Origin of the sequence: Magnetospirillum molischianum DSM 120, assembly GCF_000294655.1 — a bacterium.
GTDB lineage: Bacteria > Pseudomonadota > Alphaproteobacteria > Rhodospirillales > Magnetospirillaceae > Phaeospirillum > Phaeospirillum molischianum.
In genome coordinates, this window is record NZ_CAHP01000031.1 from 1 (window position 1) to 14,126 (window position 14,126).

Sequence of the window (14,126 nt, forward strand, 5' to 3'; positions counted from 1 at the left end):
ACCAGGTCTGGTCGATGGATTTCATGGCGGATCGTCTGGAGGATGGCAGGGCTTTCCGGCTTCTCAACGTGCTGGATGATTTCAATCGGGAGGGGCTCGGCATTGAAGTCGATTTTTCGCTGCCCGCAGAACGGGTTGTCCGGATGCTGAACCAAATTATCGAATGGCGCGGCAAGCCAGCGACAATTCGGGTCGACAACGGTCCCGAATATATCAGCGGCACGCTGATGAAATGGGCCGAGACGCGCGGCATCGGCCTCCAACACATCCAGCCCGGCAAGCCGCAGCAGAACGCCTATGTCGAGCGTTACAACCGGACGGTCCGGCATGAATGGCTGGGCCAGTTCCTCTTCGAAACCATCGCGGAGGTGCAGGATCAAGCGACAGAATGGCTCTGGACCTACAACAACGACCGCCCCAATATGGGCATCGGCGGCATCACACCCGCCCAGAAACTGAAATTGGCCGCCTGAGTTCTATGTCCAACCCCCGCTAAAAATGGGGGGATTACCACTTCGCCACAGCCCCAAACCCAGGTGACAGGCCGGGCTTGGGGGTTATTCACGGACGACTAATTACACATCAGTCCATTCTTTCTCCTTTAGTTTATATGGCTAATCAGATCGCTCCCGACATCGCTGAGTGCAAGAATTCCCATGATCGCGAACAGGATCGCGGCAACAATATGAACCAACCGAAGCGGTAATCGCGTTGCTGCGGCTTCTCCCAGCAAAACGGCCGGGACATTGGCCGCCATCATCCCGAGAGTGGTTCCCAATGTAACCAATATGAGGTCATCGAATCGTGCGGCCAGAGCGACGGTTGCGATCTGAGTCTTGTCCCCGATCTCGACCAGAAAAAAGGCAACCAACGTCGCGAGAAAAGGACCGAACCGCTCACCGATGCCGGGGGTGTCGTCGTCGATTTTATCGGGAACCAAAATCCAACCAGCCATTGCCAAGAACGACAGGCCGAGTGCCCATCGCATCACCTCCCCTCCCAGCCACGCAGCAACCGCTGTTCCTGCCCAGGCGGCAAGGCCGTGATTGGCGAGCGTTGCGAACAGAATGCCGAGAATGATTGGAATGGGTCGGCGGAATCGAGCCGCCAGAACCAAGGCCAGCAATTGGGTTTTATCGCCGATCTCGGCAATCGCCACAATCGCGGCAGAAACAAACAAAGCGTCCATAATTACCTTTGGGGGCTGGGCTGAACGTAACCAATGGCTTCACGCCCCGCCCACCCCCCAGGTGTCGGACGCTAAAACCAAAGGTCTCGCCAAGCGACCACTGCCGGATGCGCCATGAGCCATGCTGACCCAAGTCTGTTGACGCATCCCTCTCGATTGGTCGAGAGAGGCTACTCCCCAATGACGGATTACACCGTAAATGCAGGGCGTCTTATACGCAAGCTCGTTTGCTGTTTAGATATTTCTTTGGAACAATCTGGAAAATCTGCATATTGGTGCATATATCTTAAGCTAAGTATGCACCTATTGGTCATGGGTGGAGATTTAGTATGATCCCTAAAATGGGAATTTCCGGCAAGTTGCTGATCGTTGTCGCGGGCAGCATTGTCGGCTTTGTCCTGGTTGCGACGTTGGCAATGTTCTTCTTGCGCTCGATCATGATCGAAGATCGAGACGCAAAGCTGCACAACCTAGTCGATATTGCCCAAGAGGTTGCAAGATATCATTATAATAGATCTGTTAAGGGTGAATTCGATCAGGCAGAAGCCCAGAGAAGAACTCGGGAGTTGTTGCGCGATTTACGCTACGACAAGGATGAATATTTTTTCATATATGCCGTGGATGGAACTGCCGTCATGGTTCCCGGCCATATCGAGCGCGAAGGAACTAGTGCTCTTGATATGAGGGATTCCAACGGAATTCCGATTGTTCAACGCCTGATCGAATTGGCCAAAGGCGGGGGCGGTTCCCTATTCTATCAGTTCCCTCGTGTTGGTTCGAACGTGGCTATCGACAAGCTGTCTTATGCCAATCTCTTCGCCCCTTGGGGCTGGGTAATGGGAACCGGCATATATATTGACGACATCCAAGATATTTTCTGGGAAAAAGCTCTGAAATTCGCCGGTCTAGTTTTGCTGATCACCATTCTTTCGGGCGCTTTAGCCTTGAGTGTGGCGCGCCATATAGCGAATGCATTAAAGCGCTTGTCTGGAATTACCAACCGTCTGGCCAACCAGGATTACGATACCGTCGTCACTGAAATCGACCGCACCGACGAGATCGGTTCTTTAGCGCTCTCGATCCGCACCCTGCGCGATGTTGCTCGCGAAGCCGCAACCTTGCGCCGCGAGCAGGAATTATCAAAGATTAATGCCGAAAAAGAACGCCGCCATGCTGCCATGGCGATGGCGGATTCGTTTGAAAGCAGCGTCAAGCAGGTCTCGGATGTCATCGCAGCCTCTGCCGTCAGTATGAAAACCGCTGCCGAGTGTCTGACGGGCGTGGCTCGCCAGACCTCCTCCCAGGCCACTTCTGTCGCTGCCGCCGCTGAGGAGGCTTCGACCAACGTTCAGACCGTGGCTGCTGCATCCGAAGAATTATCTGCGTCGATTCGCGAGATCAGCCGCCAGGTACAGCAATCGGCAATGATGTCGGCCGAGGCGGTGTCCGAGGCCCAACGCACTGATCAACTGGTTAAAGGGCTGGCCGAAGCAGCAGGCAAGATCGGCGACGTGATCGGGTTGATCAACGATATCGCGGCGCAGACGAACCTTCTTGCCCTCAACGCCACCATTGAGGCGGCGCGGGCGGGCGAAGCCGGCAAGGGCTTTGCTGTTGTCGCCAATGAAGTCAAGCATCTCGCGAACCAGACGGCGCGAGCAACCGAGGAAATCGGAGCTCAGATCGGCGCAGTTCAGGCAGCCACGACCGAAGCCGTCGGCGCGATTCGCATCATCGGCGGCACGATCGGCCGTATCGACGAAATCGGAGCCGGTATTGCAGCGGCAGTTGAAGAACAGCATGCAGCCACCGCCGAAATCTCCCGAAACATCCAGCAGGCGTCAGAGGGAACCCGCCAGGTCACTGATTATCTGACTCAGTTGGCTACGGCAGTGGGCGAAGTCGGCGAAACCTCGAGTGAGGTTTTGTCCTCGTCGCACGATCTGGCAAATCAGTCCAACCGTCTTGATAAGGAAGTAGGAACCTTCCTCAACAGCGTTCGGGCATAATTAATCTACTGACGGCGGATGTGGAATGACGGAGGGCTTTATCCCATCAGGGAAACCCTCTACCATCCGCCGCCGGTTCACAGTTGGACGAAGGCTGATCGACGATGAGCGGCGTCATTCGGGTACGCGGAGCCCGCGAACATAATCTGAAAAGCGTCGATATCGACATTCCCCGTGACAAGCTGGTGGTGATTACCGGCCTGTCTGGCTCGGGCAAATCGTCGCTGGCATTCGATACCATCTATGCCGAGGGGCAACGCCGTTATGTCGAATCGCTGTCGGCGTATGCCCGTCAATTCCTCGAACTGATGCAAAAACCCGATGTCGAGAGCATCGAGGGACTGAGTCCAGCGATTTCGATCGAACAGAAAACGACATCACGCAATCCACGCTCGACTGTCGGCACTGTAACCGAAATCTATGACTACATGCGTCTGCTGTGGGCACGAGTCGGCGTCCCGCACTCTCCCGCGACCGGGCTGCCGATCGAAAGCCAGACGGTCAGCCAGATGGTTGACCGCGTTGAGACGATGGCAGAAGGCACGCGGCTCTATCTGCTGGCTCCCTTCGTGCGCGGGCGCAAGGGCGAGTACCGCAAGGATCTGCTGGAACTCCAGAAAAAAGGGTTCCAACGGGTCAAGGTTGACGGAACCCTCTATGAAATCGACGCGGTTCCCGCGCTCGACAAGAAGAAGAAACACGATATCGACGTTGTGGTCGATCGACTGGTGATCAATCCCGGCCTAGGCAATCGTCTGGCAGATTCGATCGAGACCGCCCTGGCTCTTTCCGATGGTCTGTGTATCGCCGAAAATGCCGATAATGGCGAACGCACGATCTTCTCCGCGAAGTTCGCCTGCCCTGTTTCGGGTTTCACCATCGAGGAGATCGAACCTCGGTTGTTCTCGTTCAACAACCCATTCGGGGCCTGCCCCACCTGCGACGGGTTGGGCGTGAAGCTTTATTTCGATCCCGAACTGGTTATTCCCAATCCAGATTTGTCGCTGCGTGAAGGCGCGATCGCGCCCTGGGCCGGATCGACCTCTCACTATTATATTCAGACGTTGCAGGGGCTGGCGGCGCATTACCGTTTCGGTCTCGATCTACCCTGGTCTTCCCTGCCAGAGAAGGTGCGCGACGTTATTCTGCACGGCTCTGGTGCGGAAGAGATCTCAATCGAGTACGAGGACGGTTTTCGCGGCTATCACACCAAAAAATCGTTCGAGGGAGTTATCCCCAACATGGCGCGGCGTTTCCGCGAGACGGACTCGTCTTGGGTGCGCGAGGAGTTATCGCGTTTTCAGGGGACCGCACCGTGCGAAGCCTGCGGCGGTGCCCGTCTGAAACCCGAAGCGCTGGCCGTTAAGATTCTTGGGCTACATATCAGCCAGACGGCCGAGATGTCGATTGCCGGGGCTAGAGACTGGTTCGGCGAACTCGATCTGCACCTGAAGCCAAAGGACCGCGAGATCGCCCGGCGTATTTTGCGCGAAATCAACGATCGTTTGGGGTTTCTGGTCGATGTCGGCCTCGACTACCTGACCCTCGGGCGTGGCTCAGGTTCGCTGTCGGGTGGCGAAAGCCAGCGCATCCGACTGGCCAGCCAGATTGGCTCGGGCCTGACAGGTGTATTGTACGTGCTGGACGAGCCGTCAATCGGGCTGCATCAGCGCGACAACGACCGGCTGTTGGTGACGTTGAAGAGATTGCGTGACATTGGCAATACGGTAATCGTTGTCGAGCACGATGAAGACGCTATCCGCAGTGCGGATTATCTGATCGATATGGGACCGGGGGCCGGAATTCACGGCGGCACTGTCGTTGCTGAGGGTACGCCCGCCGAGGTGATGGATAATCCGGCCAGTCTGACAGGCCGTTATCTGACCGGGCACGCACGAATCGACGTGCCACAGCAACGCCGCCGTGGCACCGGCACAGCGTTGTCACTGGTGGGTGCGCGCGGAAACAACCTAAAAGACGTCACACTCACCGTACCGCTCGGCACTTTGACTTGCATCACCGGGGTGTCGGGCGGCGGAAAATCCACCCTGGTGATCGAGACGCTTTACAAAGCGTTGGCTCGTCGTCTGATGGGAGCGCGGGAGCAGCCCTCCCCGTTCGACCGGATCGATGGCATCGAGCACCTCGATAAGATTATCGACATCGATCAAAGTCCAATCGGTCGAACCCCCCGTTCAAATCCTGCGACCTATTCCGGGGCTTTTACCCCGATTCGTGACTGGTTCGCGGAATTGCCGGAAGCAAAAGCGCGGGGTTACAAACCCGGCCGGTTCTCGTTCAACGTCAAGGGAGGGCGCTGCGAATCCTGCCAGGGTGATGGTCTGATCAAGATCGAAATGCACTTTCTTCCTGACGTTTATGTGCAGTGCGACGTCTGCAAAGGCCGCCGCTATAATCGCGAGACTCTGGAAATCACCTTCCGCGGTAAAAGCATTGCCGACGTTCTCGACATGACCGTTGAGGAAGCCGCCGATTTTTTCAAAGCTGTGCCCGCAATCCGCGACCGAATGGTGACGCTGCAACGGGTTGGGCTTGGCTACATCCACCTCGGGCAACAGGCCACTACCCTGTCCGGCGGCGAGGCCCAGCGGGTCAAGCTGGCGAAGGAACTGTCACGCCGCGCCACTGGGCGGACCCTTTACATCCTCGACGAGCCGACCACCGGCCTGCATTTCGAGGATGTCCGAAAGTTGCTGGAGGTGCTTCAGGCTCTGGTCGATACCGGCAACACGATCGTCGTGATCGAGCATAACCTCGAAGTGATCAAAACCGCCGACTGGATCGTTGACCTTGGACCAGAAGGCGGCGATGGCGGTGGCCGTATCGTTGTCGCTGGTACGCCAGAGGATGTCGCCGCCTGCCCACAGAGCTACACCGGCCAGCATCTCGGCCCGATCCTGGCCCGCCCTTCCACTCTGGCGACACCTGGGCGTTTTTAACGTCCTCCAGTCAATGTTCCATATGTAAGAGAGGGGGCTAACTCCTTCTCTTACATATTTTTTCGTGCCAAGTTTCTCGTTCTTGAAGTGATTTTGTTAAGTTAAGTCAACTCCAGTTGTCAGTCACGTCAACCAATATTGTCAGCATCAAAAGATAAGAATTTAATTTTTATTTGTACTACTGAGTAAAAAATTCTGGACACGTGGATTTTAGATTGAGACAGTCAGCCAAAGGCAACCTGCTTTCGGCGTGATGTCTTGATGATACAGGTCCATACATTGCGACTCATTCGCGCCCTTCTCGCCCTGACGGTGTTGGCGGGAATGGCGGCCTGCTCATCGGCACCGACAGAATATAGGGATGGCCAATCGCCCCCCTCCCCTGTCATTGCTTCCCCAGCCCCACCTGCCCCAGCCCCACCTGCCCCAGCGCCAACGGCTGTCGAACGACCGACGCAACCGATCGTGCTGCATTTCGATTTCGATAAGGCCGAGATCACCGCCTCGACCATGCAGCGCTTATGGAATGCCGCGCCGGGGTTAAAGGCGGCGAAGCCTGACGAAATACGAATTTACGGGTTTACCGATGCCCGTGGCCCCAAAGCATATAACCGTGCTTTGTCGCAACGGCGCGCACGCGCCATTGCTGGGCAATTGGCCAAGCTGGGAGTGGTCGCACCAGTTGTCAAGATCGCGGGAAAAGGGAACAATCCCCCCACCGCGTCAACGCCATCTCACTCTTGGGGGGACGACCGCAAGGTCGAGATTACCTGGGGACCGGTCGATTCTGCCGCGTTGGACAAGTCATCGTATCTGTCATTGAGGCAACAAGCCAATGCAGTGTCAATCGAGGTTGACAGTGGCGCCTCTGCCTCAGTAAAAGGTCGCGATACGCGCCTGGATCTGGCGAAGAGCAACATCCTGGGCACGTCGGAAGGTCTCGGGATCAATTCCCATTGGCCGGCGGGGTCCTTGGCAAGACGTACCCTCCACCTCGATATGAACCTCCGTCGCCTCTCTATCGTCGTCCCTCGTCGTGTCACCTTTGTACTTCCGTCCCATCGTCATATCCCATTGGCGCCATCGAAGACCGAAGCCGGACTTTCGCGCCTCCGTCCGAGTTCGAACGGGATAATGCCGATGGATGATGGCGTTATAGTGGTCGGATTGATGACGTTTTCAAGGCAAAGCGCGCCATTGGCCCGACGCGAGTCCATCCAGGCTCCATTCTCCCACCGCCCAGCGGATCAGCCTCAACGTGGGAAAGCCAACCGCCGCAGTCATTCGACGGACCTGACGGTTGCGTCCCTCGCGCAGCACCAGTTCGACCCAACTGGTCGGAATGACAGCACGGGAACGGATCGGTGGGTCGCGTGGCCACAGAGCCTCGGGCTCGGCGATCAAGCGGGCACCGGCCGGACGGGTTGGACCGTCCTTCAACACCACCCCCCGGCGTAGCGCGGCAAGCGCCGCTTCTGTCGGGATTCCTTCCACCTGAGCCAAATACGTCTTCGCCATCTTGTAACGCGGATCTGCGATCCGGGCGATTAATGGCCCCGATCCGGTCAGCACCAGTAACCCTTCGGAATCGCGGTCAAGCCGTCCCGCCGGATAAACCCCCGGCTGGTCGATATAGTCTTTGAGTGTGCGCCGTCCCCCGTCTCGATCGGTAAACTGGCACAGCACGTCGAACGGCTTATTGAACAGGATCATTCGTGGCGGCATTGGAAAAGCTCGGTTACAGTGTCGCCCTTTTTCAAATTTCGGAGCATCCCATGTCCGCCCAGATTCGCGCCGCCCATATCCTGCTGATGTACAAGGGTTCGATGCGGTCCCAGTCGACTCGGACCAAGGACGAGGCGCTGTCTGCCATCACTGAGATCCTTGACGAAATTCGCGAAGGGGCTGATTTCGGCCAGATGGCCAAAGAATATTCCGACTGTCCGTCGGCTGAAGAAGGCGGCGATCTCGGTCATTTCGGGCCGGGAGCGATGGTTCCCGAATTCGATAGCGCCGCATTCGCCCTGGCTGTCGGTGAAGTCAGCGGCGTGATCGAAACGTCGTTCGGTTATCATCTGATCCACCGCGTCGAATAGATCGTGGCTGCGGAGCGGAGGCATGCCCCCGCTCCGCACTACGTTCAAATGGAGAGGAGACCGCGGCGTTTCAGATCGACCTCGGTACACAGATCAAAGCGGGTCAGCGCGCTGTCAACCGTGCGTCCGGTTAGTCCCCGCCAAGTTTCCAGAGCCGTCTGACGATCGAACGGCCCCAGGACCTCGGGGTGCCGCCCCGCAGCAATCGTGATGAAATCGGTACCGGTATACTCACCGCCGACGACATACCAGCCCTCACCTCCCCCACTCTCATTGCCGCTTTCTCGGATGAAATAACGCACCATCGCGTTATCCACAGTTTTGCCGGTCAGGGCACGCCAGCACTCATGGGCTTCGCGCTCCTCAAACGGCCCGAACGTCTCTTCGGACTGACCGGGAGCGAGAGTGCTGAACGTGGTGTCTGCGTATTCGCCGCCGACGACGTAATATGTCCTGGCCATATGCCCTCCTAGGTCACGTCTCGCTTATACCCAAATTCAGACTGGGAAGAAATGATCCGGCCCCGCCGATCACGGCAAAAATTGCCGGGCCTACACAGCCCCCAATGGCGGGCTTCCATCGCTTTGCGGTCTGGCATGATGACTGCATAGAGAAAACCAAAGTGTCAAGGCTATGGAGTATGCCATGCAAAACATCTCGGCGATCCCCAGCCACCTCTTGCTGAACCGCAAGGATGAGCCCGACAGCCATTCCACCCGTTCTGAACAGCGCGGCCCGTCCAGTGCCTTCGCCACCTATGCCTTCGGTCCAATCGACACCTCGGATGGCAAGTCCGTCACCGATTCCAAGGCTGTGACCGGAACCAACTCAATCGCATCGGCGACCGGAGGCGGTATTGGCTGGCTGGCTCAATTGGCTGCGGCCCAACAGAAGGGGTAAAGGCTTCGTTCACCCCCTGGACAGACGCCGTCGAAGCGGCTATGTCGGGGGGTATGAGCGAACATCCTATTCATGTCGTCGGCGGCGGGCTGGCCGGGTCGGAATCGGCCTGGCAGCTTGCCCAGGCTGGCCTCACCGTCATCCTCCACGAAATGCGTCCTGGACGCCAAACTCCGGCCCATCACAGCGACGGGTTGGCGGAACTGGTCTGCTCCAACTCGTTACGCTCGGATGATGCCGATCACAATGCTGTCGGTCTGCTGCATGAAGAAATGCGGCGGGCCGGATCGTTGATCCTGGCCGCCGCCGATGCCTGCAAGGTTCCGGCTGGGGGAGCGCTGGCCGTTGATCGCGACGCCTTTTCCGCCCATGTCCAGGCTGCCCTGGTCGATCACCCCAATGTTACCATCCTGCGCGAGGAAGTCGCAGGTCTGCCTCCCGCCGAATGGGAGCAAGTGATCGTCGCGACCGGCCCCCTGACATCCGCACCACTGGCTGAAGCGCTGGCAACGCTGACGGGCGTTGACTCTCTGTCTTTCTTCGACGCCATCGCCCCGATCGTGGTGCGCGAAAGCATCGATTTTTCGAAAGCATGGTTCCAGTCCCGCTACGACAAGGGTGACGGCTCGGACTACATCAACTGCCCACTGTCACGTGAACAATATGATGCCTTCATCGACGGGCTGCTGGCGGGCGAGACCGTACCGTTTCACGATTGGGAAAAGGACACGCCTTATTTCGAGGGCTGCTTGCCGATCGAAGTGATGGCATCGCGTGGACGTGGTACCCTCTCATTCGGCCCGATGAAGCCGGTCGGCCTGACCGATCCGAACGGACCCAAGCCCTATGCTGTAGTCCAGTTGCGCCAGGATAACGCGCTAGCAACGCTCTACAACATGGTGGGCTTCCAGACCAAGCTGCGCCATGGCGAGCAAGTCAGGCTCTTTCGGACGATTCCGGGGCTGGAAAATGCAGAATTCGCCCGGCTGGGCGGTCTCCACCGCAACACCTTCGTCAACGGACCGCGCGTTCTCAATCCCGATCTGAGGCTGAAGGCCGGACCCCGGTTCAGATTGGCGGGACAGATCACCGGCTGTGAAGGATATGTCGAGAGCGCGGCAATTGGTCTGCTGGCCGGATGCTTCGCTGCTGCGGAGGCGCGGAAGCGTGAACTGCCTCCGCCGCCGCTCACAACCGCGCTGGGTGCTCTGCTCGGTCACGTCACTGGCGGCGCGATGGCCGAAACATTCCAACCGATGAACGTCACGTTCGGCCTGTTCCCGCCGCCGCCCGAGCGGGATGAGAACGGGCGGCGGGTTAAGGGACGTGAACGGAAGAAACTCTACTCGATCCGGGCCCGCAACGACATTGCCCCCTGGCTAGAGAGTCTGGAGTTGCTCCGCGCTTAACCCCGCTTCTCTTCGAATTTTTATCTCTCAAAAAGGACGCCCCCGGGTAATCCCCCCATTTTTAGCGGGGGTTGGACATAGAACTCAGGCGGCCAATTTCAGTTTCTGGGCGGGTGTGATGCCGCCGATGCCCATATTGGGGCGGTCGTTGTTGTAGGTCCAGAGCCATTCTGTCGCTTGATCCTGCACCTCCGCGATGGTTTCGAAGAGGAACTGGCCCAGCCATTCATGCCGGACCGTCCGGTTGTAACGCTCGACATAGGCGTTCTGCTGCGGCTTGCCGGGCTGGATGTGTTGGAGGCCGATGCCGCGCGTCTCGGCCCATTTCATCAGCGTGCCGCTGATATATTCGGGACCGTTGTCGACCCGAATTGTCGCTGGCTTGCCGCGCCATTCGATAATTTGGTTCAGCATCCGGACAACCCGTTCTGCGGGCAGCGAAAAATCGACTTCAATGCCGAGCCCCTCCCGATTGAAATCATCCAGCACGTTGAGAAGCCGGAAAGCCCTGCCATCCTCCAGACGATCCGCCATGAAATCCATCGACCAGACCTGGTTGGGGGCGTCTGGTACCACCAGTTCGTCGGGCTTGTCGCGTTTGAGCCGCTTCCGGGGCTTGATGCGCAGGTTCAGTTCCAACGCGCGATAAATCCGATAGACCCGTTTGTGGTTCCAGTCATGCCCCTGGATATTGCGCAGATACAGGAAGCAGAGGCCGAACCCCCAGGTCTTTCTGGCCTGGGTCAGCCCGATCAAAAGGTCGGCGATCTGCTCGTTCTCGTCGGAGAGCCTCGGGCTATAGCGATAGCACGTCTCGCTGAGCCCAAACGTCCGGCACGCCAACGCAATACTGATCCCTCGTCGCGCCACAGCTGTCTCGGCCATCTCCCGGCGCTGGGATGGCCGGGTTATTTTTTTCCGAGAGCCTCCTTCAGCAATTCGTTTTGCATGCTGAGCTCGGCGAACATCTTCTTCAGCCGCCGGTTCTCGTCCTCCAGCCCCTTCATCTCCGAGATCATCGAGGCGTCCATGCCGCCGTATTTCGCCCGCCATTTGTAGAACGTCGCGCTGCTCATCTGGTGCTCGCGGCACAGCGTCAGGACCGGGATACCCTCCTCCGCCTGACGCAGGATCCCCATGATCTGGGCGTCCGTGAACCGACTCTTCTTCATCCGAATCTCCTCGTTCGCAAAACCGAGAAAATTCTACGTCCGCATCCCCTTATTTCCAGGGGGGATTACCGCGGGAGCCCGGTCATATCGGCCGGTCCAGCCTTCATTCAGGCTCACCTGTCCCGGTTGAACGCAAGCTTCGGCCTGTCCCTGCGCCGGGCGCCGGCCTATTCGTCGGTAAGGTTCATTTTGCAAGGTCTTGATGCCGACGAGATGGAGCGGGTATTCCGCCAACATGCCGCCGGTCTGGCGGAGCCAGAAGGCAAGACAGGCACCACGCCGTCGGCGGTTGCCATCGACGGCAAGACCCTGCGCGGCAGCTTCGACGCCTTCAACGACCGCAAGGCGGCGCACGTCCTGAGCGCCTTTGCCGTCGACCAGCGGATTATCCTCGGTCATCTCGCCATCGCCGAAAAGACCAACGAAATCCCTGCTGCCCAGGAGATGATTTCCGCGCTGGGCCTCACCGGACGGCTGTTCACCCTGGACGCCATGCACTGTCAAAAAAACCTTCGAGGTTGCCCGGAAGACGGGCAACCATCTGCTGGTCCAGGTGAAGGCCAACCAATCCACCCTGTTTGACACGGCCTCGGCCATCGCTGCCACTACGCCCGCCATCGACACGGCGTTCTCGCGCGGAAACGGGCGATCTCGCCAAGAGGATCGCACCGTCGAGGTCTTCCCCGTCGGCGCTACCCTAGATTTGCCTGGGAAGAGTGGAGAGCGATTCTCCGATTATGCGGCCTCGGCTTCGAAGCGGCATGGGCTTTTATATCCCAGGGCGGAATGCCGCCTGACGGGATTATAGAAGCCATCGATATACCGGCCAATGGCGATGTGGGCCTGGCTGCGTGATTGCCACGCGGTGCGCCAGATCAGTTCGGATTTGATGGTCTTGAACACGGTTTCGACCATGGCGTTATCGTAACAGTTCCCTTTGCCGCTCATGGAGGCGACGATTTTGTGGTCGGCTAGGAGTTTGCGGTAATCGCCCGAGCAATATTGGCTGCCGCGATCCGAGTGATGGATAATCCCCGACGCCGGTTGTCGTACGGCCAAGGCGCGTTTCAACGCGGTCAGCGCCAGATCCTTTTTCATGCGGTCGCTGGTGGCCCAACCGACGATGCGACGTGAAAACAGATCGACGACGATGGCCAGATACAGCCAGCCTTCCGCCGTCCAGATATAGGAAATGTCGGCGCCCCATTTCTCATTGGCTTGCTCAGCACTGAAATCCTGATCCAGGACATTGGGGGCAACTGGTCCGCCGTGTTCGCTGTCGGTGGTCTTCTTGAAACGGCGCTTCTGCAAGGCTTTCAGGCCATTCTCGCGCATCATCTGGGCCACGCGGTGACGGCCGATGGAGTGCCCGTCTTCGCGCAATTCGGCATGCATGCGCGGGCTGCCATAGGTTTCCCGCGACAGACTGAATTGGCTGCGGATATGGACCAGGAACACCATGTCGTCCAATTGCCGTTGGCTGGGCTCGCGCCGCTTCCAGGCATAGAAGCCACTGGTGCTGACGCCAAACATGGCGCATGTCCGGGCCAGGGACAGATCGGCCCTCTTATCATCGATGTGCCGGAAAATCATCGACTTGTTTTCTTGGCGAAGAAGGCCACAGCTTTTTTTAACAGGTCGCGTTCCGCCCGCAGAATCTCGTTCTCCTTGTGCAAGCGGGCCTGTTCCTTGGCCGTATCCTCATGCGGCCCGGACAGCAGGTCCGTCTCTCGATGGCGTGTCAGCCATTTGCCAAGCGTCGATTTCCCAATCCCCAAATCTTCGGCCACCTCGCCAATGCTGCGCCCGCTGGTCTCAACAAGACGCACCGCTTCGCGCCGGAACTCGTTCGTGAATGTCCTCATTCCTGAACCCGTTATCAGAATGTCCCTCCTGCCGCTAGAGCATTTTCCGTTCAATCGCGGTCATAACCTGCGGCTGCGAAATATTTGATGCACTCGTCTGGTGTGAAGGTGCCGATGCCGTCGCCTATCGCCGCCCAGAGACCCTCCTTGGTCCTGGCTGCGACCTTCTTGAGGAAAGCCTTCAGCTTCGAGAAGGCCATCTCGATGGGGTTGAAGTCGGGGCTGTAAGGCGGGAGGTACATGACTTGGGCGCCGACGGCCTCGATGGCGGCGCGGACCCCGGCGAGCTTGTGAGCGGGCAGATTGTCCATGACCACGATGTCACCTCGGGTCAGGGTCGGCGCCAGCACCTGCTCGACATAGGCCAGGAAGGCTTGGCCGTTCATCGCGCCGTCGAGAATCATCGGCGCGGTCATGCGCTCAGACGAAGACCGCCGACGAAGGTGGTAGTTTTCCAATGCCCATGCGGCACCGGCGCCCGGCACCGCTCGCCGCGAGGGGCACGCCCGCGGAGCCTCGCCATCTT

The 14,126-nt window shown here is 58.4% G+C and carries 12 protein-coding genes, 2 pseudogenes and 1 riboswitch; of the genes and pseudogenes, 8 read left to right on the forward strand and 6 right to left on the reverse strand.

Annotation, left to right across the window (positions count from 1 at the left end; all coding sequences use genetic code 11):
• A partial coding sequence (locus PHAMO_RS13050) for an integrase core domain-containing protein (protein WP_040567203.1) occupies positions 1–473 on the forward strand: 473 nt, incomplete at its 5' end.
• Positions 474–601: 128 nt separating this feature from the next.
• Here PHAMO_RS13050 and PHAMO_RS13055 read toward each other — a convergent pair.
• Positions 602–1,189 (reverse strand): TMEM165/GDT1 family protein, encoded by a 588-nt coding sequence (locus tag PHAMO_RS13055; protein WP_002729997.1) that lies wholly within the window; start codon positions 1,187–1,189, stop codon positions 602–604.
• Positions 1,190–1,201: 12 nt separating this feature from the next.
• Positions 1,202–1,380: riboswitch (yybP-ykoY riboswitch) on the reverse strand.
• 168 nt (positions 1,381–1,548) lie between these two features.
• Between PHAMO_RS13055 and PHAMO_RS13060 the strand changes: the two genes are divergently transcribed.
• The 3 genes and pseudogenes from PHAMO_RS13060 to PHAMO_RS20415 form a co-directional block, all read left to right on the forward strand.
• On the forward strand, positions 1,549–3,198 hold the full coding sequence (locus PHAMO_RS13060) for a methyl-accepting chemotaxis protein (protein ID WP_235720844.1): 1,650 nt from the start codon (positions 1,549–1,551) through the stop codon (positions 3,196–3,198).
• A 104-nt stretch (positions 3,199–3,302) separates the two neighbouring features.
• Positions 3,303–6,158, forward strand: coding sequence for an excinuclease ABC subunit UvrA (gene uvrA / locus PHAMO_RS13065; RefSeq protein WP_002729999.1), 2,856 nt, complete (start codon positions 3,303–3,305; stop codon positions 6,156–6,158).
• Between the two features lie 324 nt (positions 6,159–6,482).
• Positions 6,483–6,875: pseudogene (locus PHAMO_RS20415) on the forward strand (OmpA family protein); the annotation flags it as partial.
• A 462-nt stretch (positions 6,876–7,337) separates the two neighbouring features.
• On the opposite strand, the gene PHAMO_RS13070 reads toward PHAMO_RS20415, so the two are convergent.
• A complete protein-coding gene (locus PHAMO_RS13070) occupies positions 7,338–7,883 on the reverse strand; it encodes a pseudouridine synthase (protein ID WP_002730002.1) in 546 nt (181 codons plus the stop codon).
• Between the two features lie 50 nt (positions 7,884–7,933).
• Between PHAMO_RS13070 and PHAMO_RS13075 the strand changes: the two genes are divergently transcribed.
• Positions 7,934–8,254 (forward strand): peptidylprolyl isomerase, encoded by a 321-nt coding sequence (locus tag PHAMO_RS13075; protein ID WP_002730003.1) that lies wholly within the window; start codon positions 7,934–7,936, stop codon positions 8,252–8,254.
• Between the two features lie 44 nt (positions 8,255–8,298).
• Here the strand turns inward: PHAMO_RS13075 and PHAMO_RS13080 are convergent, their stop codons facing one another.
• Entirely contained in the window at positions 8,299–8,715 is a 417-nt protein-coding gene (locus PHAMO_RS13080; protein WP_002730004.1) for a DUF4170 domain-containing protein, read from the reverse strand.
• A gap of 184 nt (positions 8,716–8,899) precedes the next feature.
• Here PHAMO_RS13080 and PHAMO_RS13085 point away from each other — a divergent pair, with 184 nt between their 5' ends.
• Together PHAMO_RS13085 and trmFO are read left to right on the forward strand one after the other, a co-directional pair.
• Complete coding sequence (locus PHAMO_RS13085) at positions 8,900–9,154, forward strand: hypothetical protein (protein WP_002730006.1); 255 nt, start codon at positions 8,900–8,902, stop codon at positions 9,152–9,154.
• A gap of 53 nt (positions 9,155–9,207) precedes the next feature.
• Positions 9,208–10,563, forward strand: coding sequence for a methylenetetrahydrofolate--tRNA-(uracil(54)-C(5))-methyltransferase (FADH(2)-oxidizing) TrmFO (trmFO, locus tag PHAMO_RS13090; RefSeq protein WP_155801799.1), 1,356 nt, complete (start codon positions 9,208–9,210; stop codon positions 10,561–10,563).
• Positions 10,564–10,647: 84 nt separating this feature from the next.
• On the opposite strand, the gene PHAMO_RS13095 is transcribed toward trmFO, so the two are convergent.
• A protein-coding gene (locus PHAMO_RS13095) for an IS3 family transposase (protein ID WP_155801774.1) occupies positions 10,648–11,735 on the reverse strand; the annotation gives its coding sequence in 2 pieces (ribosomal slippage) (positions 10,648–11,474 and positions 11,474–11,735; 1,089 coding nt in all).
• Between PHAMO_RS13095 and PHAMO_RS19520 the strand changes: the two genes are divergently transcribed.
• Positions 11,643–12,317, forward strand: coding sequence for an ISAs1 family transposase (locus tag PHAMO_RS19520; RefSeq protein WP_268869803.1), 675 nt, complete (start codon positions 11,643–11,645; stop codon positions 12,315–12,317). The two genes, PHAMO_RS13095 and PHAMO_RS19520, sit on opposite strands and share 93 nt — an antisense overlap.
• Before the next feature lie 153 nt (positions 12,318–12,470).
• On the opposite strand, the gene PHAMO_RS13110 is transcribed toward PHAMO_RS19520, so the two are convergent.
• Together PHAMO_RS13110 and PHAMO_RS13120 are read right to left on the reverse strand one after the other, a co-directional pair.
• Positions 12,471–13,600, reverse strand: a protein-coding gene (locus tag PHAMO_RS13110) for an IS3 family transposase (protein ID WP_155801800.1) whose coding sequence is annotated in 2 segments (ribosomal slippage) — positions 12,471–13,345 and positions 13,345–13,600 — 1,131 coding nt in all. Because the reading frame shifts where the segments join, the coding sequence is not laid out codon by codon here.
• A 50-nt stretch (positions 13,601–13,650) separates the two neighbouring features.
• Positions 13,651–14,126 (reverse strand): annotated as a pseudogene (locus tag PHAMO_RS13120) (IS630 family transposase); the annotation flags it as partial.